We start from the raw sequence: 24,549 nt of genomic DNA, 5'->3' as shown, positions 1-24,549 counted from the left end.
CATAAAAAGCGGCAAAGTTCAGTTGAAAAAGCGTTGATGATCGCTGGATAATCGTTTGCTTTTTTTTGCCACCCGTTTTGTATACGTGGAGCTAAACGTTTGCTTTTTTGCGGCGCCCCGGTTGTCGTAAATGTAGCACAAGGAGATAACGTTGCGCTGTTAGTGGATTACCTCCCGCGTATACCGACGAATAATAAATTCTCAGGGGATGTTTTCTATGTCTACGCCTTCAGCGCGTACCGGCGGTTCACTCGACGCCTGGTTTAAAATTTCACAACGCGGGAGCACCGTTCGCCAGGAAGTCGTTGCTGGCTTAACCACGTTTCTTGCGATGGTTTACTCCGTCATCGTGGTGCCAGGGATGCTGGGTAAAGCCGGGTTCCCGCCTGCCGCCGTCTTTGTAGCGACCTGCCTGGTCGCAGGCGTCGGCTCTATCGTTATGGGGCTTTGGGCGAATCTGCCGCTGGCTATCGGTTGCGCTATCTCGTTGACGGCGTTTACCGCGTTTAGCCTGGTCCTGGGGCAGCATATTAGCGTACCGGTCGCGCTTGGCGCCGTATTCCTGATGGGCGTACTGTTTACCGTTATCTCCGCCACCGGCATTCGTAGCTGGATTTTGCGTAACTTGCCACAGGGCGTGGCCCACGGAACCGGTATCGGTATTGGCCTGTTTTTGTTGCTGATTGCCGCCAACGGCGTCGGCCTGGTCATTAAAAACCCGCTGGATGGCCTGCCGGTCGCGCTGGGCGATTTCGACACCTTCCCGGTGATTATGTCGCTTGTGGGGCTGGCTGTTATTCTCGGTCTGGAAAAGCTGAAAGTCCCCGGCGGCATTCTGTTGACCATTATTGGCATTTCTATTGTGGGTTTGCTCTTCGATCCTAACGTCCATTTTTCCGGCATTTTCGCCATGCCTTCGTTGAGCGATGAAAACGGCAACTCGCTGATCGGCAGCCTGGATATTATGGGCGCGTTAAACCCTGTCGTTCTGCCAAGCGTACTGGCGCTGGTGATGACGGCGGTGTTTGATGCGACCGGAACGATCCGTGCGGTCGCAGGGCAGGCTAATCTGCTGGACAAAGATGGACAAATTATTGATGGCGGCAAAGCGCTAACCACCGACTCCCTGAGTAGCGTTTTCTCCGGCCTGGTCGGGGCAGCGCCAGCCGCGGTGTATATCGAGTCTGCGGCCGGTACGGCGGCGGGCGGTAAAACGGGCCTGACGGCGATTACCGTGGGCGTGCTGTTTTTGCTGATCCTGTTTCTTTCGCCGCTCTCTTATCTCGTTCCCGTCTACGCAACCGCCCCGGCGCTCATGTATGTCGGTCTGCTGATGCTGAGTAACGTGGCGAAAATCGATTTTGCTGATTTCGTCGATGCGATGGCGGGGCTGGTAACGGCCGTATTTATTGTACTGACCTGTAACATTGTCACCGGGATTATGATCGGCTTTGCCACGCTGGTCGTCGGGCGTCTGGTTTCCGGCGAATGGCGTAAGCTGAATATCGGAACTGTCGTCATTGCGGTCGCGCTGGTCGCTTTTTATGCCGGCGGCTGGGCTATCTAGTTCTGCCTTCATTCTGAAAAACGGGCGGCGTTGGTCGCCCGTTTTCATTTTCAGGACACATCACGTTACCTTTTGCGTTAATCTGAAGAAGGTGAAACCGAGGCATGATGCCTTTCTCCATCATAAAAAACATCGCAAACAGGGAACGCATGGAAATTTTCTTCACAATACTCATCATGACCCTTGTGGTCTCGCTGTCGGGGGTATTTACGCGTGTATTACCCTTCCAGCTTCCTTTACCCCTTATGCAGATCGCCATTGGCGCGCTGTTGGCGTGGCCGACGTTTGGTTTGCATGTGGAATTCGACCCGGAACTCTTCCTGGTGCTGTTTATTCCGCCGCTGCTGTTTGCGGATGGCTGGAAGACGCCGACCCGTGAATTTCTTGAGCATGGACGAGAGATTTTCGGGCTGGCGCTGGCGCTGGTCCTGGTAACGGTTGTGGGAATCGGCTTCCTGATTTATTGGCTGGTGCCCGGCATTCCGCTGATCCCCGCCTTTGCGCTGGCCGCTGTGCTGTCGCCGACCGATGCGGTAGCGCTCTCCGGAATTGTGGGCGAGGGGCGCATCCCGAAAAAAATCATGGGCATTCTGCAGGGAGAGGCGTTAATGAACGACGCCTCCGGTCTGGTATCGCTGAAATTCGCCGTCGCGGTGGCGATGGGGACGATGGTCTTTACCGTCGGCGGCGCGACGCTGGAATTTTTTAAGGTCGCTATCGGCGGTATTCTGGCGGGTTTTGTGGTCAGTTGGCTGTATGGCCGCTCGCTGCGTTTTTTGAGCCGCTGGGGCGGCGATGAACCCGCGACGCAAATTGTCCTGCTGTTTCTGCTGCCCTTCGCGTCTTACCTGATTGCCGAGCATATTGGCGTCTCAGGCATCCTGGCCGCGGTTGCCGCCGGGATGACCATCACCCGTTCTGGCGTAATGCGCCGCGCGCCGCTGGCAATGCGTTTGCGCGCGAACAGTACCTGGGCGATGCTGGAATTTGTCTTTAACGGTATGGTCTTTCTGCTGTTGGGACTGCAATTGCCGGGTATTCTGGAATCTTCGCTGGCGGCGGCGGAAGCTGACCCGAATGTCGAAACCTGGATGCTCTTTACCGATATCGTGCTGATTTATGCGGCATTGATGCTGGTTCGCTTCGGCTGGCTATGGGCCATGAAAAAGTTCAGCCTGCGTTTTTTGAAGAAGAAACCGATGGAGTTCGCCAGCTGGACGTCGCGTGAAATTCTGATTGCTTCCTTCGCTGGCGTTCGTGGGGCGATCACCCTGGCTGGTGTGCTCTCTATACCGTTACTTTTGCCGGATGGCAGCGGATTTCCGGCGCGTTATGAACTGGTATTCCTGGCGGCTGGCGTCATTCTGTTCTCGTTATTTGTCGGCGTGATCATGCTGCCGCTGCTGTTGCAACATCTGGAAGTCGCCGATCATGCGCAACAGTTGAAAGAGGAGCGTATCGCCCGTGCGGCGACGGCGGAGGTGGCAATTGTCGCCATTCAGAAAATGGAAGAGCGTTTGGCGGCGGATACCGAAGAAAACATCGATAATCAGTTGCTTACTGAAGTAAGCTCGCGTGTCATTGGTAACTTGCGTCGCCGTGCCGATGGGCGAAACGATGTCGAAAGCTCCATACAGGAAGAAAACCTGGAGCGACGTTTCCGTCTTGCCGCGCTGCGTTCCGAACGCGCCGAGTTGTATCATCTGCGCGCCACACGAGAAATCAGCAATGAAACATTGCAAAAGCTGCTGCACGACCTGGATTTGATGGAGGCGTTACTGATAGAAAATCAGTAGTCCTTGTGGCCCGGTGGCGCCATGCTTACCGGGCCTACAAGTAGGCCGGATAAGGTGCTTGCGCCGCCATCCGGCAAGGGTTTTAACCCATGGCTTACGGTTGTTTCAGCCAAAACCCTTCGCAACAGGTTAACCATGCCCGGGCGCTGTGCGACAGATACACGCCCTCTCGCCAAATCATGCCCAACTGCCAGCGGAGATCGCTTTCCAGCGGCAGCCAGCGCAGCGTGGCCTTATCCAGACGCTGACAAATCGGCTCCGGTAAAATGGCGATGCCGACGCCCGCTTGCACCATGGCGGCGAGAAAATCCCATTGCCCGCTGCGCACGGCAATCCGTGGTTTTACGTCATGCTGGCTAAATAAGGTCATCAACTGGCGGCTCAGGGCAAAGTCTTCGTTATAGATAAGAAGAGGATGCTCCGCCAGTGCTTCAGGCGCGATGGAGTCGCAGGTTGTCCACTGACCTGAACGGGGAACCAGCACGCACAGCGGATGACTGAACAGCGATAATGTCGTCAGCCCGCTCGCTTCTTCCACCGGGAGCGCGGTCATCGCAACATCCAGCTCGCCATTCATTACCGCCTGCTGTACCGTCAGGCCGCCAAACTCCGAAATTTTGAGTTCAACGCCAGGGTAGCGTTGTCGAAACAAACTGATTGGCCCGGCCATCAACATGCCGACCATCGGGGGAATACCCAGCCGCAGCACGCCCTTGTTGAGATGGTTAATATCGCTCAACTCGGCCTCTAACTGGCGAAACTCAGCGAGGATCGCCAGACCGCGTTCAAACACCACGCGTCCGGTATCGGTCAGCAATAACTTACGTCCGTCGCGGATCAGTAGCGTACAGTTAAGCTCATCTTCAAGATTTTTCAGCATCTTGCTAATGGTGGGCTGGGTGACAAATAACTTCTCCGCTGCGCGGGTGAAACTTTGCTGGCGCACCACCTCGACAAAATAACGCAGCGTTCTGATATCCATGATTATTCCTTCCGACTATGCCTGCAATGATTTTAATTCATTTCTGCCCGTGACGGAGGTTCTCTATACTGGCGCTCCGTATTATTTTTCAGGACATTCCCTCATGGCTGTGGCGATAAGCCGCGTTACGCCTGCCGTTGTGCAACGACTCCAGGTACCGGTTCAGGTACTGCTCTATGCAGGTTTATTCATTTTTTCCCAATATCTTGTCTCCTGGCTGCACCTGCCGTTGCCCGCGAATCTGGTCGGCATGGTACTTATGTTGGCGCTGATCGTTTGCCGGATTATTCCGCTTAGCTGGGTACGCGCAGGCGCACGCTGGCTGCTGGCGGAGATGCTGTTATTCTTTGTTCCCGCCGTCGTGGCGGTAGTGAACTATGCCCATCTGTTACTGGTGGACGGCTGGCGCATCTTCTCGGTGATAGCGATCAGTACCTTAATGGTACTCGGTGCGACGGCGTGGGTGGTGGATAAAGTGTATCGCTATGAGATGAGCAGGCTAAACCGTGAATAACGTTCAGTTAAGCGTACTGTGCCTGGTGATTACGCTGGGGATTTACTTCGCCAATAAGCGTCTGTATCGCCGTTTTCGCAAACTGCCGTTGATGCCATTAGTGTTGACGCCAGCACTGCTGGTGTTAATGCTGGTGTTCGGTCATATCTCCTGGCAAAACTATATTGGTGAATCGCACTGGCTATTGTGGCTGCTCGGCCCGGCGACCATTGCCTTTGCGGTGCCGGTGTACGATAACCTCGCGATTATCAAACGTCACTGGATGTCGCTCACTGCGGGCGTAGTGACGGCGACGGTGGTGGCGGTCACCAGTTCCGTTTGGCTGGCGCGTCTGTTCACGTTATCGGATGAGATTCAGCGTAGTCTGGCGGTACGTTCCGTTACTACGCCGTTTGCGCTGGCGGCGGCAGAACCCCTGGGCGGGCAGCCAGATCTGGTGGCGCTGTTCGTGGTCGTCACTGGCGTGTTTGGCATGGCGGTCGGCGACGCGCTATTTTTGCGTCTCTCTATCCGGGAAGGCATGGCAAAAGGGGCAGGATTCGGCGCGGCGTCACATGGGGCGGGCACGGCGCGTTCCTATGAACTTGGTCAGCAGGAGGGTGTCGTCGCCAGTCTGGTAATGATGCTGTCCGGCGTGGTGATGGTGCTGGCAGCCCCGCTGGTGGCGAGGGTAATGTTCTGATTTTCCTCCGACCCACAGGGCCGGAGGAAACGGTAAGATTAATGCGCACGCCCTTGTTGTACGCCGAATCCCGTTTGGGAGCGGATAAACTGAGCGCGGAACTGCTCACGTTCACGGTTGCCTTCTGCCGAGTTATCGGTGGCCGAGAAAAACCAGATCCCCAGGAACGCCACGCTGATAGAGAACAGCGCCGGATACTCATACGGGAAGATCGCTTTTTCGTGGCCGAGGATCTGCACCCAAATGGTAGGGCCAAGAATCATCAGCACCACCGCTGTCAGTAAACCTAACCAGCCGCCCAGCATAGCGCCGCGCGTGGTCAGTTTTGACCAGTACATGGAAAGCAGAATGATGGGGAAGTTGCAGCTCGCGGCGATAGCAAACGCCAGGCCCACCATAAAGGCGATGTTCTGATTTTCAAACAGGACGCCGAGGATAATGGCGATCACGCCCAGCACCAGGACGGTGATTTTCGACACCTTCAGCTCTTCACGTTCGGTTGCGCCTTTGCGGAACACGTTGGCGTACAAGTCATGCGACACCGCCGATGCGCCCGCCAGCGTCAGACCGGCAACCACCGCCAGAATGGTGGCAAACGCCACTGCCGAAATAAAGCCGAGGAACAGGTTGCCGCCTACCGCGTTGGCCAGATGCACCGCCGCCATGTTATTGCCGCCAATCAGCGCGCCCGCGGCATCTTTATAGGCTGGATTCGCCCCCACCAGCATGATAGCGCCGAAGCCGATAATAAAGGTCAGAATGTAGAAATAGCCCATAAAACCGGTGGCGTAGAACACGCTCTTGCGCGCTTCGCGGGCATCGCTGACCGTAAAGAAACGCATCAGAATATGCGGCAAGCCGGCGGTGCCGAACATCAACCCCAGACCCAACGACAACGCCGAAATCGGATCTTGCACCAATCCTCCAGGGCTCATAATCGCCGTGCCTTTCGGGTGTACCGCCATGGCTTCGGTAAACAGATTATTGAAGCTAAAGCCGACGTGTTTCATCACCATAAAGGCCATAAAACTGGCACCAAACAGCAACAGGACGGCTTTGATAATTTGCACCCACGTTGTCGCCAGCATCCCGCCGAACAGCACGTACATCATCATCAGCACGCCGACCAGCACCACGGCGATGTGATAGTTGAGGCCGAACAGCAGTTCAATCAGTTTACCGGCGCCGACCATTTGGGCGATGAGATAAAGCGCTACCACTACCAGGGAGCCACAGGCCGAAAGAATACGGATTGGCCCCTGTTTCAGGCGATAAGAGGCAACGTCAGCAAAAGTATAACGTCCCAGATTACGCAGGCGCTCGGCAATCAAAAACAGGATGATTGGCCAGCCGACAAGGAAGCCCAGCGAATAGATCAGCCCGTCATAACCGGAGGTAAACACCAGCGCGGAAATGCCGAGAAATGACGCGGCAGACATATAGTCGCCGGCAATCGCCAGGCCGTTCTGGAACCCGGTGATATTGCCGCCTGCGGTGTAGTAGTCGCTACGGGAACGTACGCGTTTAGAGGCCCAGTAGGTAATACCGAGCGTAAACACGACGAAAATCAAAAACATGATAATCGCCTGCCAGTTGGTGGGCTGGCGTTCAACCGCGCCGCTAATGGCATCCGCCGCATGAGCGGCGAAGGGGAGTGCGGCGGCAAGCGCCGTCAGAACTCTCTTCATAATGCTTTCACCTCATGCAGTACGGCGTTATTAAGACGATCGAATTCGCCATTCGCCCGCCAGATATAAATTCCGGTCAACACAAAAGAAATCACAATCACCCCGACGCCAATGGGAATTCCTCGGGTGACGCTGGTTCCCGCATGTAGAGGCGTGCCCAGCCAGCCAGGCGCGAAGGCGATCAGTAAAATAAAGCTGATATAAACCGCCAGCATGATAACCGACAGAATCGTGGCAAACCGTTGCCGTTTTTCGACTAATTCCCTGAAACGCGCACTGTCTTCTATCCGCTGATAAATTTGGTCATTCATCACAGAGCTCTCCAGAGGTCCCCCTGCGTCTTTCGCGCTACAGGCGCGTTGGCCGCACTCGCGCGCCCCAGCCACATAGTGAACTATGCTGCTGAGGATGTGCTCGCTTGCCGCCTTCCTGTAACACGAAATCCTTTGGGGGAGGTTTTTTTATATTTCCCTCTCCCGGTTTGAGAGAGGGCAGGGGTAGGGTCGTAGGCCGGATAAAACGCATTCGCGTTGCCATCCGGCATTTATGGTTATGACGGCATCGCGATGGCCTGCTTCTCTTCGAGCAGTTTCTCCACCACGCCAGGATCGGCGAGAGTCGAGGTATCGCCCAGATTGCTGGTATCGCCCGCCGCGATTTTGCGCAAAATGCGGCGCATAATTTTGCCGGAACGGGTTTTTGGCAGTGAGTCGGTCCAGTGCAGCACGTCCGGCGTCGCCAGTGGGCCAATCTCTTTACGTACCCAGTTGCGCACCTCCGCGTACAGTTCTGGCGACGGCTCCTCGCCGTGGTTGAGCGTCACATAAGCGTAAATCGCCTGGCCTTTGATAGCGTGTGGAATACCCACCACCGCCGCTTCGGCGATCTTCGGATGCGCCACCAGCGCTGACTCGATTTCCGCCGTACCCAGACGGTGGCCGGAGACGTTTAACACGTCATCCACGCGACCGGTGATCCAGTAATAGCCGTCTTCATCGCGACGCGCGCCGTCGCCGCTGAAATACATATTCTTAAAGGTAGAGAAATAGGTCTGCTCAAAACGTTCATGATCGCCGAACAGAGTACGCGCCTGGCCCGGCCAGGAATCGGTGATGACCAGATTGCCTTCCGTCGCGCCTTCTTGCGGATGGCCTTCGTTATCCACCAGCGCAGGCTGTACGCCAAAGAAAGGACGGGTGGCGGAACCGGCTTTCAGTTCGATAGCGCCTGGTAGCGGCGTGATCATAAAACCGCCTGTTTCAGTCTGCCACCAGGTGTCGACGACCGGACATTTTTCCTTGCCGATCTTCTTCCAGTACCATTCCCACGCTTCGGGATTGATCGGCTCGCCGACGGAACCCAGAATGCGCAGTGAAGAACGGTCGGTGCCTTCAATGGCTTTATCGCCTTCCGCCATCAGCGCGCGGATGGCCGTTGGGGCGGTATAGAGAATGTTGACCTGGTGTTTGTCGACCACCTGGCACATGCGAGCGGGCGTTGGCCAATTCGGCACGCCTTCAAACATTAAGGTGGTCGCGCCGCAGGCCAGCGGGCCATACAACAGATAGCTGTGCCCCGTCACCCAACCCACATCGGCGGTACACCAGTAAATATCGCCAGGGTGATAATCAAAGACATACTTAAAGGTGGTCGCGGCGTAGACCAGATAGCCGCCGGTGGTGTGCAGCACGCCTTTCGGCTTGCCGGTGGAGCCGGAGGTATAAAGGATAAACAGCGGATCTTCGGCATTCATCGCTTCAGGCTGGTGCTCAGGGCTGGCTTTTTCAATCAAATCGCGCCACCACAGGTCGCGGTCTTCTTGCCAGTCAATGTCGCTGCCGGTGCGCTTCAGGACGATCACATGCTCAACGCTAGTGACATTCGGGTTTTTCAGCGCGTCATCGACATTCTTTTTCAGCGGGATACTGCGTCCGGCACGTACACCTTCGTCAGCGGTGATCACCAGCCGCGAGCTGGAGTCGATAATGCGTCCGGCGACGGCTTCCGGCGAGAACCCCCCGAAGATCACCGAATGCACCGCACCGATGCGGGCGCAGGCCAACATTGCCACCGCCGCTTCCGGCACCATCGGCATATAAATCGCTACCACATCGCCTTTTTTAATGCCCAGATCCAGCAGTGTATTCGCGAAACGGCAGACATCGCGATGCAGTTCGCGATAAGAGATATGTTTACTCTGCGACGCGTCATCGCCTTCCCAGATAATGGCGGTGCGATCGCCATTTTCCTGCAAATGGCGGTCAAGACAGTTCGCCGCCAGATTCAGCGTGCCGTCCTCGTACCATTTAATCGACACATTGCCTGGCGCAAAGGAGGTGTTTTTCACTTTTTGGTACGGCGTGATCCAATCGAGAATTTTTCCCTGTTCGCCCCAAAACGTATCGGGGTCGTTAATAGACTGTTTATATTTAGTCTCATACTGCTCTGGATTTATCAGGCAACGATCCGCAATGTTGGCGGGAATGGCGTGTTTATGTGTTTGGCTCATGCTGTTATTCTCCTTGTAGGATGTTAATAATATGTCGCATAAACGTTAAATGTAGGGTCTTAATAAGTTTTGTTTAGTATTTGGGCGACAGATCACGCAAAAAGGGAACTGTGCAAATAAGCAGCAATCTATTTTTTGATTGTGTCCCGCAAAATTAGATAAATTTTCGGGATAACATGACGTTATATGAAATTTTTTAAAAAAGTGATCCGTGTCCGGAAATCAGAAAAGAGAGGGAGTTTTGTCCAGGTTACTAACTCTAAAGTGGTATTTTACATACACTTACAATTGATTAAAGACAACATTTTAAGTGTGGTTATTTGTTACACATAGAGGAGATCAATGTAATAACAGTATTTGTGCGGTTGCTGTTATGGAAAACGATAAAAAATCGCCATTAAAGATAATGGCGCAATCTGGATGAGACCTCTATGGCAAGGAAAACACTACGCGCACGCCGTTTCTTCAGCCTTATATTTCCTTTTTTCTTCATTACCTCTGTTTACGCTGAGCAAACGCCTGTATCCGCAAAAACCGTTACTGTTGAAGCGAAAAATGAAACGTTCGCGCCTCAACACCCCGACCAATATCAGTCATGGAAAGCGACGTCAGAACAGTCTGCCCGTGAAGATGCGCTGGCGGAAGACCCTCGTCTGGTGATCCTGTGGGCGGGCTATCCCTTCTCCCGTGATTACAACAAACCACGCGGCCACGCGTATGCGGTAACTGACGTGCGCGAAACGCTGCGTACCGGCGCGCCAAAAACGGCGGAAGACGGCCCGCTGCCGATGGCCTGCTGGAGCTGTAAAAGCCCTGATGTCGCGCGCCTTATCCAACAAGAAGGCGAAGACGGCTACTTCCATGGCAAATGGGCGCGCGGCGGCCCGGAAATTGTCAACGATTTGGGCTGTGCCGACTGTCATAACACCGCGTCGGACGATTTCGCCCAGGGGAAGCCAGCGTTAACGTTGTCGCGCCCCTATGCCGAACGGGCGATGGAGGCTATCGGCAAACCGTTTGATAAAGCGGGACGATTTGATCAGCAATCGATGGTCTGCGGCCAGTGCCACGTGGAGTACTACTTTGACGGTAAAAACAAAGCCGTTAAGTTCCCGTGGGATGAGGGCATGAAGGTCGAAAATATGGAGCAATACTACGACGCCATCGCCTTCTCTGACTGGACTAACTCGCTGTCGAAAACCCCAATGCTCAAAGCGCAGCACCCGGAATATGAAACCTGGAGCGCGGGCATTCACGGTAAGAACAACGTGACCTGTATCGACTGCCACATGCCGAAAGTACAGAACGCCGAAGGCAAGCTCTACACCGACCATAAAATCGGCAACCCGTTCGACAATTTCGCGCAAACCTGCGCCAACTGCCACACCCAGGATAAAGCGTCCCTGCAAAAAGTGGTCGCCGAGCGTAAACAGGCGATTCATGACCTGAAAATCAAGGTTGAAGATCAGCTGGTACATGCGCACTTCGAAGCGAAAGCCGCATGGGATGCGGGGGCGACAGACGCGGAAATGAAACCGATTCTGAACGATATTCGCCACGCGCAGTGGCGTTGGGATCTGGCGATTGCGTCACACGGTATTCATATGCATGCCCCGGAAGAAGGTCTACGGATGTTAGGCAGTGCGATGGATAAAGCCGCGGATGCCCGAACTAAACTGGCGCGACTGCTGGCGACCAAAGGCATTACCCATGAAATTCCGCTGCCGGATATTTCGACGAAAGAGAAGGCGCAGAAAGCAATTGGTTTGAATATGCAACAAATCAACGCGGAGAAGCAAGACTTCCTGAAAACGGTCGTACCGCAGTGGGAAGATCAGGCGCGTAAAAACGGTCTGTTAAGCCAATAACCCCATTCCGCCCCGTAAGGGGTGGATAACTCAACGGAGTGAATATGAGCGTATTACGTTCGTTATTAACTGCTGGGGTGCTGGCGTCAGGCCTGTTCTGGAGCCTGAGTGGAATCACTGCCACGCCAACGTCGCAGGAGTCGGATCAACGCTGGACGGTCACCCAGCAGCGTAATCCGGATGCTGCCTGTCTGGACTGTCACAAGCCGGACACCGAAGGTATGCACGGTAAACATACGGGCGCTATCAACCCGAACAATAAATTGCCGATAACCTGTACCAACTGCCACGGTCAACCGTCGCTTCACCACCGTGAAGGGGTGAAAGATGTGATGCGTTTTAACGATCCGATGTATACGGTAGAGCAGCAGAACAGCGTCTGTATGTCCTGCCACTTGCCTGAACAACTGCAAAAAGCGTTCTGGCCGCACGATGTTCATGTTACTAAAGTGACCTGCGCCAGTTGCCATTCCCTGCATCCGCAGCAAGACACGATGCAGACGCTAAACGATAAAGGGCGGATCAAAATATGCGTGGATTGCCACAGCGATCAGCGTACTAACCCGCACTTTAACCCGGCGTCCGTTCCGTTGCTTAAGGAGCAGCCATGAGTTGCACCCGACGTCAATTTATTACCCGCGTCGGCGCGCTGGCGGCGGTCAGTGGGATGGCAGGACGCGTCGTAGCGAACACGTTGAATATTAACGGCGTGCGTTATGGCATGGTACACGATGAGTCATTATGCATCGGCTGCACGGCCTGCATGGATGCCTGTCGGGAAGTCAACACCGTGCCGGAAGGCGTATCGCGCCTGACGATTATTCGCAGCGAGCCGCAGGGGACGTTTCCGGAGGTGAAATATCGCTTCTTCCGCCACTCGTGCCAGCATTGCGACCATGCCCCCTGCGTTGACGTCTGCCCGACGGGGGCATCATTCCGCGATGCCGCCAGTGGTATTGTCGACGTGAACCCGGACCTTTGCGTCGGCTGCCAGTACTGCATTGCCGCGTGTCCCTACCGCGTGCGCTTTATCCATCCGGTCAGTAAGACGGCGGATAAATGCGATTTCTGCCGGAAAACCAACCTGAAAGCGGGCAAACAGCCTGCCTGCGTTGAGTCATGCCCGACGAAGGCGCTGACGTTTGGTAATCTGGACGATCCCAACAGCGATATCTCCCGTTTGTTGCGGCAAAAAACTACCTATCGTTACAAGCTGGCGCTGGGCACAAAACCGAAGGTCTACCGCGTTCCCTTTAACTATGGGGAGGTGAGCCAATGACATCCGCTTCTGCATTTCATTTTGCATCACTGGTGTGGGACTGGCCCATCGCCATCTATCTGTTCCTGATTGGCATCTCTGCCGGACTGGTTACGGTGGCGATTCTGCTGCGCCGCTTCCATCCTGAGGCGGGCGGTTCGGACAGCACGCTGCTGCGCACCACGCTGGTGTTAGGGCCGGGGGCGATTATTCTTGGTCTGCTGATTCTGGTCTTTCACCTGACGCGCCCGTGGACCTTCTGGAAGCTGATGTTCCACTACAGCTTTACCTCGGTGATGTCGATGGGGGTGATGCTGTTCCAGTTGTACATGGTAGTGCTGGTGCTGTGGCTGGCGAAAATCTTTGAAAAAGAGGTGATTGCCCTGCAGCAGCGTTGGCTGCCGCGGTTAGAGATCGTGCAGAAAGTGTTGGCGCTAATAACGCCGTTTCATCGCGCGCTGGAGACGTTAATGCTGGTGCTGGCGGTCCTGCTCGGGGCGTACACCGGCTTTCTGCTGTCGGCGCTGAAATCCTATCCGTTCCTGAATAACCCGATCCTGCCGGTGCTGTTCCTGTTCTCCGGCATCTCCTCCGGCGCGGCGGTGGCGCTGATCGCTATGGCGTTACGCCATCGTAGCAACCCGCACAGCACCGAGGCGCGCTTTGTGCATCGCATGGAGGTTCCGGTGGTATGGCTGGAAATTTTCCTGCTGGCGGCGTTCTTCGTCGGTCTGGCGCTGGGCGATGACGGCAAAATGCGCGCGCTGGCGGCGGCGCTGGGCGGCGGATTCTGGAGCTGGTGGTTCTGGCTTGGCGTCGTAGGGCTGGGATTGATTATCCCGCTGCTGCTGAAACCCTGGGCAAATCGTAGCGTCACGTTTCACGGCGTGCTGGCCGTTTGCGGCGCCAGTTTGACCGGCGTGCTGCTGCTGCGCTTTTTCATTCTTTATGCGGGACAGCTAACGGTTGCATAATCTGGACATCTTCCTTCCTGAAGCCGGATTTCTGGCGCTGTTGTTGAGTCTCGGGGTCAACGTGCTGACCCCGCTGGCGACGTGGTGCGGGATGGGGCTGCACTGGCGCGGCGTCATGCGCCTGACGACCTGCGGCGCGTGGACGGCGTTCACGCTGCTGCTACTGGCGTTTGCGATTCTGGTTAGCTGTTTTCTGACCAGCGATTTTTCGGTCGTTTATGTTGCGCAGCATAGCCATAGTCAGTTGTCATGGGGACTGAAACTGGCGGCGGTATGGGGCGGTCATGAAGGCTCGCTCCTGCTGTGGGCGCTGCTTCTTTCGGGGTGGACGGCGCTATTCGCCTGGCGCTCCCGGCATGAATCTGACGCGCTTTTTCCGCTGACCCTGAGCATCTTGTCCCTCATTATGGCTTCGCTGCTGCTATTTATTGTGCTGTGGTCCGATCCGTTCCTGCGTATTTTCCCTCCCGCCATGGAAGGGCGCGACCTTAATCCCATGCTGCAACATCTGGGGCTGATCTTACATCCGCCTCTGCTCTATCTGGGTTACGGCGGCCTGATGACCGCGGCGAGCGTAGCGCTGGCTTCGCTACTGTGCGGCGGCTTTAACGCGGCAACCGCCTGGGTGTGCTGGCGCTGGGCGTTACCCGGCTGGTGCGCTCTGACGCTGGGGATCATTCTCGGATCGTGGTGGGCGTATTGCGAACTGGGCTGGGGCGGCTGGTGGTTCTGGGACCCGGTGGAAAATGCCTCGTTGTTGCCGTGGCTTGCCGCCAGCGCCTTGCTGCACAGTCTGTATGTCAGCCGCCAGCGCGGGAGCTTCCGTCACTGGTCGTTGCTGCTGGCGATACTGACGCTGATCCTCTCGTTGCTGGGAACGCTGATTGTGCGTTCCGGCATTCTTGTTTCGGTACATGCCTTTGCGCTGGATAACGTGCGCGCGGTGCCGCTGTTTATCCTTTTTGCCGCGTTAAGTCTGGCATCGCTTGCTCTGTACGGCTGGCGGGCGCGGGAGCCGTATCCGGCGACGCGTTTGGACGGCGGAAAGTGCGAAACGCTCATTCTGGCGACGTTGCTGCTCTTTAGCGCCGTCTTGTTGATCGTGCTGGTCGGGACGCTCTACCCCATGATTTATGGTTTGATGGGCTGGGGAAGGCTTTCGGTGGGCGCGCCCTATTTTAATCGCGTCACGCTGCCGTTTGGCCTGCTGATGCTGGTAGTTATCGTGCTGGCGACAATCAGAAGCCGCAAACTCTCTGTGCATCGTCAGCTTCCGGCATTGCTGGCGCATACGGGCGTATTTATCTTCGCCGCTGGGATCATGGTTTCCAGCGGCAGTCGGCATGAAATCAGTCTTAACCTCAGCCCCAGTCAGCAGGTGGTACTGGCGGGCTATACCTTTCGTTTCGAGCGTCTGGATCTGGAGGCCAAAGGCAACTACACCAGTGAAAAAGCGCGGATCACGTTGTGGCGGAATGAAAAACGCATTGGCAGCCTGCAGCCTGAAAGGCGCTTCTATGCCGCGCGTCGTCAACAGATGATGGAGCCGGGGATTCACTGGAACCTGCTACATGACTGGTACGCGGTGATGGGCGAAAAAACCGGACCGGATCGTTACGCCATGCGCTTATACGTGCAGACCGGCGTGCGCTGGATCTGGGGTGGGGGATTGTTGATGGTGTGTGGCGCGCTGCTGAGCGGATGGCGGGGGAGGAAGCGTGATGCGTAAATTACTCACAGCGTTGCCGGATGGCGGCGTAAACGCCTTATCCGGCCTACAGGATGCGCAAACCGTAGGTCGGATAAGCGTAGCGCCATCCGGCAGAAAGTTTTTACTCTTAACGATCGTCCTGTTTTTAATCACCTTCGCCACCCACGCCCAGGTGGTGGATACCTGGCGCTTTGACAATCCGCAACAGCAGGAAAAAGCGCTGTCTATTGCCAGTCAACTGCGTTGTCCGCAGTGTCAGAACCAGAATTTGCTGGAATCCAATGCGCCCGTGGCGGTCAGTATGCGCCATCAGGTTTACAGTATGGTGGCCGAAGGTAAAAGCGAAGCGGAAATCACCGCCTGGATGACCGACCGTTATGGTGATTTCGTACGCTACAACCCGCCGTTGAATGAGCAAACGCTGCTGTTGTGGACGCTGCCGTACCTGCTGTTATTGCTGGTGGGTGTGGTGGCCTGGCGGGTGAGAAAGCGTCAGCACGCAGAAAAGGGGGAACAATGAGCCAGTCTGAACACTCCACTGCGCCGTTACGTCCCATGCCCGTAAAGCGTCTGGCGGCTGCGGCGGTGTTGATGGTGGCTGCCTGTGTCGGCGGCTATCTGTTGACGCCGAAATGGCAGGCTGTGCGTAGCGAGCAACAGCGTCTGGCCGATCCGCTACGTGACTTTACGAACCCGCAAACGCCAGAGGCGCAGCTTTCCAGGCTGCAAGAAAAAATCCGCGCCAATCCGCAGGATAGCGAGCAATGGGCGCGGCTGGGCGAGTATTATCTCTATCGCAATGCGTATGACAATGCGCTGCTGGCATATCGTCAGGCGTTGCGTCTGCGAGGCGATAACGCGCAGCTTTTCGCCGCGCTGGCAACGGTGCTGTATTACCAGGCCGGACAACATATGACGCCTGCGACGCGTGAAATGATTAATAAAGCGTTAGCGCTGGATGCGACAGAAGTGACCGCGCAGATGCTGCTGGCGGCGGATGCGTTTATGCAGGCGGATTATGCGCAAGCCGTGTCGCTGTGGCAAACCTTACTGGATGCTAACTCGCCGCGAGTGAATCGCACGCAGCTGGTAGAGGCCATTAATTTGGCTAAATTGTTACAAAATCGGCAGAAATAATTTTTTCTTTTTTGTGACTTTTGTCATGTGAGCTGTTTAAAAAAACGGCGAATGAGACACAAGTAAAAATTAATTACCTCAGTGTATTATTCGTTTTTGACGAAGTAAAAAACTTTCCATAACAAATAGTTATTCATCATTAACACCATAAACTCGCGTTATTATGCATAAAAACAGCCAAAAGCCCTGTTATGAAAGGGTTGCGCAAGACGCTATGCAAATGATACTGATTATGCGCGTTAAAAAACTCTACAAACCAACGCAACACAAATCATACCCTTTCAGTATGTATTGCTCTCATGCTTTCGGCGGAGAGCAACGCTTCATCGAGGAAGTCTGTTGTTATGAAAAATTTGAAAGTCAGCCTGGCCTGGCAAATTTTGCTGGCTATGGTGCTGGGCATTCTGTTGGGCAGCTATCTGCATTATCACAGTGACAGTCGTGAATGGCTGATTGCCAACCTGCTGTCGCCTGCTGGCGATATCTTTATCCATCTGATTAAAATGATCGTCGTGCCGATCGTGATCTCGACTCTGATTGTCGGCATCGCCGGCGTTGGCGATGCGAAACAGCTAGGCCGTATCGGCGCCAAAACCATTCTCTATTTTGAACTGATCACTACGGTGGCGATTATCCTCGGCATTACGCTGGCGAATGTCTTTCAGCCAGGCTCAGGCATTGATATGTCGCAACTGGCGACCGTCGATATTTCGAAATACCAGAACACCACGGCGGAAGTACAAAGTCATGCGCATGGGCTGATGGGGACGATACTGTCGCTGGTGCCGACCAATATCATCGCATCGATGGCCAAAGGGGATATGCTGCCAATTATCTTTTTCTCGGTCCTGTTTGGGCTGGGGTTGTCGTCCCTGCCGGCAACGCACCGCGAACCGCTGGTGACGGTATTTCGTTCCATCTCTGAAACCATGTTTAAAGTCACCCATATGGTGATGCGCTATGCGCCAGTGGGCGTTTTTGCGCTGATCGCCGTCACGGTGGCGAATTTTGGTTTCGCGTCGCTGTGGCCGCTGGCGAAACTGGTGCTGCTGGTACACTTTGCCATTATCTTCTTTGCGCTTGTAGTGCTGGGCATCGTGGCGCGCCTGTGCGGGTTAAGTATCTGGATTCTGATTCGCATTCTGAAAGATGAATTGATTCTGGCGTACTCGACCGCCAGCTCCGAGAGCGTGCTGCCGCGCATTATCGAGAAGATGGAAGCTTACGGCGCACCAGCCTCTATCACCAGTTTCGTGGTACCGACCGGTTACTCATTTAACCTCGACGGCTCCACGTTATACCAGAGCATCGCCGCCATTTTTATCGCGCAGCTATACGGTATCGACCTGTCGCTGTGGCAGGAAATTGTACTGGTGCTGACGCTGATGGTGACGTCGAAAGGGATTGCCGGCGTGCCAGGCGTTTCCTTCGTGGTGTTACTGGCGACGCTGGGCAGCGTGGGCATTCCGCTGGAAGGTCTGGCGTTTATCGCCGGTGTCGACCGTATCCTCGACATGGCGCGTACTGCGCTAAATGTGGTGGGGAATGCGCTGGCGGTGCTGGTGATCGCCAAGTGGGAACACAAGTTTGACCGCAAAAAAGCGCTGGCCTACGAGCGCGACGTGCTGGGCAAATTTGATAAGACCGCCCAATAACGGATTGCCGGATGGCGCTTTGCTTATCCGGCCTACAGAGAAAGAAAATGTAGGCCGGATAAGGCGTTCACGCCGCCATCCGACAACCTGCTCCGGGTTGCCTGATGGCGCTACGCTTATCAGGCCTACAACGACTACGTTCATCAGGCAATAAACATCAGCCATTTGTTAGCGTTTCGAACTCTTCGCAACCGGTATCAAACCCTTCCAGACAGCTTAGATTCAACCAGTGCAACGCCTTCTGCTTGTTCTTTTCAATAAAGCCCGGTTCACCGTTTAAAAACATCATTCCCGCCCAGTATTCTGAATAGCCGGTACGGGAAATGGCGGAACTGCGTTTGAAATACCAGGCGGCTTTTTCATCATCGGCGGCAATGCCCACGCCGTTGGCGTAAATCAGGCCAAGCAACATTTGCGCATCCACCGCGGAGTCGTTATCCAGATCTTCAGAGGCCTTTTGCAGCAGCGAGATGGCTTTTGGGTAGTCCGGACGCCCGGCCTGGGTGTTGACCAGGATCCGCGCCAGCGTAATTTCGCCCGCTTTACTGCCCGCGTTAGCCGCCTTTTCAGCCAGCTTTTTCGCGTCGGGATAATCCAGGCTTACAGGATTAGTGATTTTGATTTGCGCCAGTAGCGCGCAGGCGTCGGCGTCGCCATTGTCGGCGGCTTTTTGCGCCCAGTATTCAGCTTTGTTCAAATCGCCATAGCTCAACCAACTGTCGGCCAGAAAATATTGCGCGCGTCTGTCACCTGCCTCTGCTGCCTGCAAATACTGGCTACCCGGCTCAGGATCTGCGGCATGGGCAAAGAATGTCATAAACAACATCAATGCAAGAAGTGGTTTCATTTTGAATTTTATTTAGGGTACGGAAAAGACAGTATAAAGAGATCGTATGGATAAAAAAACAGCCTCCGGGCGGAGGCTGTTATAGGGAAAATGCCTGATGGCGATGCTAATGCATCTAATCAGGCCTACAGTAGACGCAGGCCGAATAAAGCATTCTGATGCCGCCATCCGGCAGATCAACCCATTGCGCTTTCGCGCAGGCGGGTTTTCAGCTTGTTGTACTCATCAATCACATACTGCTCGGCGGCTCGCTGATCGGCGATCGGCTCAACGCGTACGGCGCAGTATTTGTACTCCGGCGTTTTGGTAATCGGGCTGAGGTTTTCAGTCACCAGCTCGTTACAGGCGCCAATCCACCACTGGTAGGTCATGTAAATCGCCCCTTTGTTCGGGCGATCGCTGACCTGCGCGCGGGTGATGATTTTGCCTTTGCGCGAATGAACCCACACCAGCGCTTCATCTTCAATGCCCAGACGCGCGGCGTCGGCGGTATTGATTTGCGCATAGCCCGGTTCATCGGCCAGCGCGGCCAGCGCCGCACAGTTACCGGTCATTGAGCGGCAGGAGTAGTGGCCGACTTCGCGCACCGTCGACAGTACCATCGGGTACTCTTCGGTGAGTTTATCGATAGGCGCTACCCAGTCGCAGGTGAAGAACTGCGCCAGACCGTTGGGGGTATCGAACTTCTCTTTAAAGAGGTACGAGGTTCCCTGATCGGCATCCGACGTGTCGCGACACGGCCACTGGATATAGCCCAGCTCGCCCATTTTCTCGTAAGTGGCACCGTAGAAATCCGGGCACAGATGACGCAACTCATCCCAGATTTCCTGGGTATTGTTGTAGTGCATCGGATAGCCCATCCGGGTGGCGATTTCACTGATAATCTGCCAGTCGGTTTTCAGGTCCCACTTCGGCTCAACGGCTTTAAAGAAGCGCTGGAAGCCACGGTCAGCCGCAGAGAAGACGCCTTCATGCTCGCCCCACGAGGTGGAGGGTAAAATCACATCCGCCGCCGACGCGGTTTTGGTCATGAAGATATCCTGCACGATGACCAGTTCCAGATCCTCAAACGCTTTACGTACTGCAGAGAGTTCCGCATCGGTTTGCAGCGGATCTTCACCCATAATGTACGCCGCGCGCACTTCGCCATGCGCCGCACGGTGCGGCAGCTCGCTGATGCGATAGCCGGTATGCGCAGGCAGACTTTCTACGCCCCAGGCTTTAGCGAACTTCTCGCGGTTTTCCGGGAACTTAACGTACTGGTAGCCCGGATAAGTATCCGGCAGCGCGCCCATATCGCACGCACCCTGAACGTTGTTTTGGCCGCGAACCGGGTTAACGCCCGCGCTTGGCTTGCCGAGGTTGCCGGTCAGCATCGCGAGGCTGGTCAGTGAACGCACGGTTTCCACACCCTGATAGAACTGGGTGACGCCCATCCCCCACAAGATCGCTGCGCTTTTCGCGCTGGCATACATCCGCGCCGCCTGACGAATCTCCTGTGCGCTCACGCCAGTGATCTCTTCGACGGACTCCGGCGTATAGCCTTCGACAATCTTGCTGTACTCTTCAAAACCTTCGGTACGGCTGGCGACAAACGCTTTGTCGTACAGGTTTTCTTCAATAATGACATGCCCCATGGCGTTGAGCAGCGCGATATTCGAGCCGTTTTTCAACGCGATATGCATGTCGGCAATGCGCGCGGTTTCAATTTTGCGCGGATCGCAGACGATAATTTTCGCCCCGTTGCGTTTAGCGTTAATCACATGATTCGCCACGATAGGGTGGGAATCCGCCGGGTTATACCCGAAGACGAACACTAAATCAGTGTTATCAATTTCGTTAATCGCATTACTCATTGCGCCGTTACCGACCGATTGGTGCAGACCTGCAACCGATGGGCCGTGTCAGACGCGAGCGCAGCAGTCAACGTTATTGGTACCAATAACGGCGCGTGCGAATTTTTGCATTACATAGTTGGTTTCATTTCCGGTACCGCGAGAGGAGCCGGTTGTCTGGATTGCATCCGGACCGTACTTCGCTTTGATGGCGCTCAAACGTTCAGCGACGTAATTGAGCGCTTCATCCCAGGAAACAGATTCCAGTTTGCCGCCACGCTGGCGACGGATCATTGGGGTTTTCAGGCGCGGGGTCAGGATCTGGGTATCATTAATAAAATCCCAGCCGTAGTAGCCCTTCAGACACAGGGTACCCTGGTTGGTTTTCCCCTGCGCCGCCTCAGCCCGGACGATTTTGCCGTTATCGACCACCAGATTGATTTTGCAACCTGATGCGCAATACGGGCAAACCGTGACGACTTTTTTCATCGGTTTCGCTCCAGTTAATCAAATCGCGCATACGCGCTGTCGCCCTCAGTATGCATGTTTTATGCCACTTTTTTAGTATGGGCTTTCCCTGATATTACGGGCGAATTTTGCTCAAAACCCTGACGAAAAACAGGCTATCGTCAGTTTTGACGTGTCGAAAGAAAATGCCACATGACATTTATTATGGGGAGAAACGCTGAGCGCAGGCCAGATAGGGCGGAGCCGCCATCCGGCAATCTGCTCTGCCTGAAGTGGGGTTTTTAATAAATTGTCCGGATGGGGATGGATAGACTCAAGGCCAGGAAACGCGTTGAGACTAACGCCAGGATAGAACGGGCCGCGGCAGGCAGTTCCATACCGCGGCCCGGCTTCAGAGGAGGCTGAAAAGGATTATCGCGGCAAAAATAGCGGCAATAACGAGATATTTCAGCGCGTAATAGAGAGTGCGGTTTTTCTTTTTCAGCCGTTGCCCGGCATCGCGTGCTGCGTGAACGTATTTAAAGATGCGATTAATCGCACCGGTGCGATCGTTCTCGTCGTTTGGCGAACTGGCGGCGGACATCAACGATGCGCCGACCCAATGGTTTACGCTCTGCGCCCAGCGCCATTTCATTGGGCGCTCAATATCGCAAAAGAGGATAATACGTGTCTGCTCAGTTTTATTTTCCGCCCAATGAACGTAGGTTTCGTCGAAGATGACGGCTTCGCCGTCGCGCCAGCTATGGCGCTGTCGATCAACTTCAATAAAACAGCGGTCGTCATTCGGTGTGCTTAATCCAAGATGGTAACGTACTGAACCGGCATAGGGGTCGCGATGTTTTCCCAGATAGGCTCCGGGAGGCAACTCGGCGAACATCGCCGCTTTAATAGAGGGGACGCTGTTGACCAGCTTTGTCGTTATCGGGCATAACGTTTCCGCCGACGGGTGGGCATCGGAATACCATTTAAGGTAAAACCGTTTCCAGCCGCGCTTGAAAAAGGTGTTGAATCCGGCGTCGTTATTGGCCTGCGCGGCTTTTATGTGATGCTGAAGCCGTAGCGCCTCTTCACGAATCACCTGCCAGTTTTCCGTCAGCTTCTGCAGCTCTGGAAATGCCGTGGTATCAAAGTACGGCTGCTTTGCCGGTAACGTTGAGAAGCGAGTCATGAACATATTGATCGGCGCCATAAACGTCGAGTGGTCAAAGAGTTGACGGGAAAGTTTTTGTTTTTCCACCCCGCGTGAATGCGCATAAATGACGCTGATAATAAAAATACCGATAATGATTGCTGCGAACATAACGTCACTGTCCTTCTAAGAAAACCTCATCCCGGGATTTTCAGGCAACCCTCCCGGTGATGCCAAAGAGAAAAGTGTAGTTCGTTGACAATAAATTTACATTTCTACAACTTAAAAGGGCCATTTTTGTTAAAGAAGCGAGTCAGCCCGTTTAATCTTTATCCAGGCTTGCCGACAGTAGAATTAAGATGGCTCCGCTACTTCACCCGGTGACGGTTGATTACGTTATGTCTTATCTCCCGATGACGGCTGCCAGATCACAATGCTTTCGTAAACCGGAAATGACTTTGCTTGTAACCTTCGCGAAGATAAAAACGGTGTGCATCGCGGCGCTTAATATTTGTGGAAAGCTCCGTTAGCTCGGCGCCCGCCTGACGTGCTTCTTCTTCTGCCCAGGCCAGAAGCTGACTGCCAACTTTTTGTCCCCGCATCTGCGGTAATACCACCAGCTCCTGAATTTCGCCAATCCAGTTGGCATGATGGAGATGAAACTGCATATGCAGGCTGATCATGCCGACTACCTCTCCGTTGCGCAGCGCTAAACGATAATGAAAGTTGGGGTCCAGTAAATTAGCGGCGAACCCATCCCTGAAAGCCTGATAATCAAGCTCATCTTTAAGTAACTCACAGATAAGCGCGTAAACAGAATCGGTATCCTCTGTTGTCGCGTGGCGTAATTCACAGACTGGCATAATGTCCTCCCGATGCTTCATCAGGATCAACCATCTTTCGGCAGACTGTAGCAAACTACCGTCATTATTTATTCTATGACAGTTAAACGGCGGATAACGTGCAGCCAAAGATCACTCTGATGGCAAGGGGGAGGGCGAGCCTCCCGGGGAGTTAGGTGGCAGGCTGATGTTTAACCACGTTAATCATCCACGGCACACCGAAACGATCGCTGACCTTGCCGAAACCCTGCGCCCAGAAGGTCTCCTGCCAGTCCATTTCGATTTGCCCTTGTGCGGCAAGGTTATCAAACCAGCGCTTCCCTTCTGCTACATCCTGGGTATCAAGCACCAGCGTAAAGCCGGAATAATGCGCCGTTCCCGACGCGCTGGCATCACTCATCATGATATCGCTGCCGGCAATGCGCATGTTGGCGTGGGCGATAGCAGTATCGGGAAAGCGTATTCCTGACGGGCAGCCCTCTTCGTTATCCGCCGCCGAGGGGGGCATTTCACCGAAGCTGAGTTTATAAAGCAGTTCTGCGCCTAACGTTTGTTGATAATACGCGATGGCGTCGGCACAGTTGCCGGCAAAAGAGAGATAGGGACTTAACGGCATGATGGTTACCTCAGGTAAGAGATGCTCGTTAAGTGTAGTTCGAAATTGGCACAATATTGTCGGTGGCAGGGCCGCTCAGGCCCGGTAAGCGAGGCGCTACCGGGCAATGACACGGTAAATCAGTTCTTTTTCACGAACTCGGATTTCAGTTTCATCGGGCCAAAACCATCGATTTTGCAGTCGATGTTATGGTCGCCTTCAACCAGACGAATATTCTTCACTTTGGTGCCGATTTTCAGCATGGAAGAGCTGCCTTTTACTTTCAGATCTTTCACGATGGTGACGCTATCGCCGTCCGCCAGCAGGTTGCCGTTGGCGTCTTTGACAATCAGCTCATCGCTCTCCTGAGCGGGTTCCGCATCGTTCCATTCGTGAGCGCATTCCGGGCAGATGAACATGCCGTTATCTTCGTAGGTATATTCGGAGTTACATTGCGGGCAGTGGGGTAATGACATGTTGGTATCCTCAAAA

At 54.5% G+C, this 24,549-nt stretch carries 21 protein-coding genes and 2 pseudogenes; 13 read left to right on the top strand and 10 right to left on the bottom strand.

Annotated features, from left to right (window positions below):
• Positions 1-217 precede the first annotated feature (217 nt).
• Both ghxP and LCS67_RS20615 read left to right on the top strand, forming a co-directional pair.
• Positions 218-1,567 carry a guanine/hypoxanthine transporter GhxP gene (ghxP, locus tag LCS67_RS20620; RefSeq protein WP_000106907.1) on the top strand — a complete coding sequence of 450 codons (1,350 nt, stop codon included), beginning with the start codon at positions 218-220 and terminating at the stop codon, positions 1,565-1,567.
• A gap of 149 nt (positions 1,568-1,716) precedes the next feature.
• Positions 1,717-3,363 carry a Na+/H+ antiporter gene (locus LCS67_RS20615; protein ID WP_001542845.1) on the top strand — a complete coding sequence of 549 codons (1,647 nt, stop codon included), beginning with the start codon at positions 1,717-1,719 and terminating at the stop codon, positions 3,361-3,363.
• Positions 3,364-3,457: 94 nt separating this feature from the next.
• On the opposite strand, the gene LCS67_RS20610 is transcribed toward LCS67_RS20615, so the two are convergent.
• Positions 3,458-4,345 carry a LysR family transcriptional regulator gene (locus LCS67_RS20610; RefSeq protein WP_000354962.1) on the bottom strand — a complete coding sequence of 296 codons (888 nt, stop codon included), beginning with the start codon at positions 4,343-4,345 and terminating at the stop codon, positions 3,458-3,460.
• Positions 4,346-4,448: 103 nt separating this feature from the next.
• Here LCS67_RS20610 and LCS67_RS20605 point away from each other — a divergent pair, with 103 nt between their 5' ends.
• Both LCS67_RS20605 and LCS67_RS20600 read left to right on the top strand, forming a co-directional pair.
• A complete protein-coding gene (locus LCS67_RS20605) occupies positions 4,449-4,859 on the top strand; it encodes a CidA/LrgA family protein (protein ID WP_000257347.1) in 411 nt (136 codons plus the stop codon).
• Positions 4,852-5,541: an LrgB family protein gene (locus LCS67_RS20600; protein WP_001067096.1), complete on the top strand. Its 690-nt coding sequence runs from the start codon at positions 4,852-4,854 to the stop codon at positions 5,539-5,541. Before LCS67_RS20605 ends, LCS67_RS20600 begins: the two co-directional genes overlap by 8 nt.
• Before the next feature lie 38 nt (positions 5,542-5,579).
• Here LCS67_RS20600 and actP read toward each other — a convergent pair whose 3' ends face one another.
• The 3 genes from actP to acs form a co-directional block, all read right to left on the bottom strand.
• Entirely contained in the window at positions 5,580-7,229 is a 1,650-nt protein-coding gene (gene actP, locus LCS67_RS20595; RefSeq protein ID WP_000832536.1) for a cation/acetate symporter ActP, read from the bottom strand.
• On the bottom strand, positions 7,226-7,540 hold the full coding sequence (locus tag LCS67_RS20590; RefSeq protein WP_000999620.1) for a DUF485 domain-containing protein: 315 nt from the start codon (positions 7,538-7,540) through the stop codon (positions 7,226-7,228). The genes actP and LCS67_RS20590 overlap by 4 nt, the downstream gene beginning before the upstream one ends.
• 239 nt (positions 7,541-7,779) lie before the next feature.
• Positions 7,780-9,738: an acetate--CoA ligase gene (gene acs, locus LCS67_RS20585; RefSeq protein ID WP_000083874.1), complete on the bottom strand. Its 1,959-nt coding sequence runs from the start codon at positions 9,736-9,738 to the stop codon at positions 7,780-7,782.
• Positions 9,739-10,169: 431 nt separating this feature from the next.
• Here acs and nrfA point away from each other — a divergent pair, with 431 nt between their 5' ends.
• From nrfA to LCS67_RS22910, 9 genes and pseudogenes are all read left to right on the top strand, one after another.
• Positions 10,170-11,606, top strand: a complete 1,437-nt coding sequence (gene nrfA / locus LCS67_RS20580; protein ID WP_000101784.1) for an ammonia-forming nitrite reductase cytochrome c552 subunit — start codon at positions 10,170-10,172, stop codon at positions 11,604-11,606.
• Between the two features lie 44 nt (positions 11,607-11,650).
• The gene (nrfB, locus tag LCS67_RS20575; protein WP_000115068.1) at positions 11,651-12,217 is read left to right on the top strand and encodes a cytochrome c nitrite reductase pentaheme subunit; all 567 of its coding nucleotides are present in this window, start codon (positions 11,651-11,653) and stop codon (positions 12,215-12,217) included.
• Positions 12,214-12,885 (top strand): cytochrome c nitrite reductase Fe-S protein, encoded by a 672-nt coding sequence (gene nrfC / locus LCS67_RS20570; protein ID WP_001278032.1) that lies wholly within the window; start codon positions 12,214-12,216, stop codon positions 12,883-12,885. Before nrfB ends, nrfC begins: the two co-directional genes overlap by 4 nt.
• On the top strand, positions 12,882-13,838 hold the full coding sequence (gene nrfD / locus LCS67_RS20565) for a cytochrome c nitrite reductase subunit NrfD (protein WP_031569835.1): 957 nt from the start codon (positions 12,882-12,884) through the stop codon (positions 13,836-13,838). Before nrfC ends, nrfD begins: the two co-directional genes overlap by 4 nt.
• The gene (locus LCS67_RS20560) at positions 13,831-15,567 is read left to right on the top strand and encodes a heme lyase CcmF/NrfE family subunit (protein WP_031615756.1); all 1,737 of its coding nucleotides are present in this window, start codon (positions 13,831-13,833) and stop codon (positions 15,565-15,567) included. Before nrfD ends, LCS67_RS20560 begins: the two co-directional genes overlap by 8 nt.
• A gap of 82 nt (positions 15,568-15,649) precedes the next feature.
• Positions 15,650-16,069, top strand: a pseudogene (nrfF, locus tag LCS67_RS22915) (heme lyase NrfEFG subunit NrfF); the annotation flags it as partial.
• A complete protein-coding gene (gene nrfG, locus LCS67_RS20555) occupies positions 16,066-16,686 on the top strand; it encodes a heme lyase NrfEFG subunit NrfG (RefSeq protein ID WP_000083233.1) in 621 nt (206 codons plus the stop codon). The pseudogene nrfF and the gene nrfG, both read left to right, overlap by 4 nt.
• Before the next feature lie 344 nt (positions 16,687-17,030).
• A complete protein-coding gene (gene gltP / locus LCS67_RS20550) occupies positions 17,031-18,341 on the top strand; it encodes a glutamate/aspartate:proton symporter GltP (RefSeq protein WP_000793278.1) in 1,311 nt (436 codons plus the stop codon).
• Between the two features lie 4 nt (positions 18,342-18,345).
• A pseudogene (locus LCS67_RS22910) lies at positions 18,346-18,422 on the top strand (hypothetical protein); the annotation flags it as partial.
• Positions 18,423-18,498: 76 nt separating this feature from the next.
• Here LCS67_RS22910 and yjcO read toward each other — a convergent pair.
• The 6 genes from yjcO to LCS67_RS20520 form a co-directional block, all read right to left on the bottom strand.
• Complete coding sequence (yjcO, locus tag LCS67_RS20545; RefSeq protein ID WP_000803307.1) at positions 18,499-19,188, bottom strand: Sel1 family TPR-like repeat protein YjcO; 690 nt, start codon at positions 19,186-19,188, stop codon at positions 18,499-18,501.
• Positions 19,189-19,364: 176 nt separating this feature from the next.
• Positions 19,365-21,512, bottom strand: coding sequence for a formate dehydrogenase H subunit alpha, selenocysteine-containing (locus LCS67_RS20540; RefSeq protein ID WP_011233236.1), 2,148 nt, complete (start codon positions 21,510-21,512; stop codon positions 19,365-19,367).
• Between the two features lie 370 nt (positions 21,513-21,882).
• Positions 21,883-22,791: a lipid A hydroxylase LpxO gene (gene lpxO / locus LCS67_RS20535; protein WP_000457033.1), complete on the bottom strand. Its 909-nt coding sequence runs from the start codon at positions 22,789-22,791 to the stop codon at positions 21,883-21,885.
• Between the two features lie 257 nt (positions 22,792-23,048).
• Complete coding sequence (gene phnO, locus LCS67_RS20530) at positions 23,049-23,483, bottom strand: aminoalkylphosphonate N-acetyltransferase (protein ID WP_001527229.1); 435 nt, start codon at positions 23,481-23,483, stop codon at positions 23,049-23,051.
• A gap of 151 nt (positions 23,484-23,634) precedes the next feature.
• Entirely contained in the window at positions 23,635-24,078 is a 444-nt protein-coding gene (yjdN, locus tag LCS67_RS20525) for a VOC family metalloprotein YjdN (protein WP_001131298.1), read from the bottom strand.
• A gap of 119 nt (positions 24,079-24,197) precedes the next feature.
• Entirely contained in the window at positions 24,198-24,533 is a 336-nt protein-coding gene (locus tag LCS67_RS20520) for a zinc ribbon domain-containing protein YjdM (protein ID WP_000056482.1), read from the bottom strand.
• Between the last annotated feature and the right edge of the window lie 16 nt (positions 24,534-24,549).

Origin of the sequence: Salmonella sp. A7 (genome assembly GCF_020181675.1) — a bacterium.
Lineage (GTDB): Bacteria > Pseudomonadota > Gammaproteobacteria > Enterobacterales > Enterobacteriaceae > Salmonella > Salmonella enterica.
Note: the sequence above shows the minus strand (reverse complement) of the source record. Positions and strands in the feature narration are given on the sequence as shown.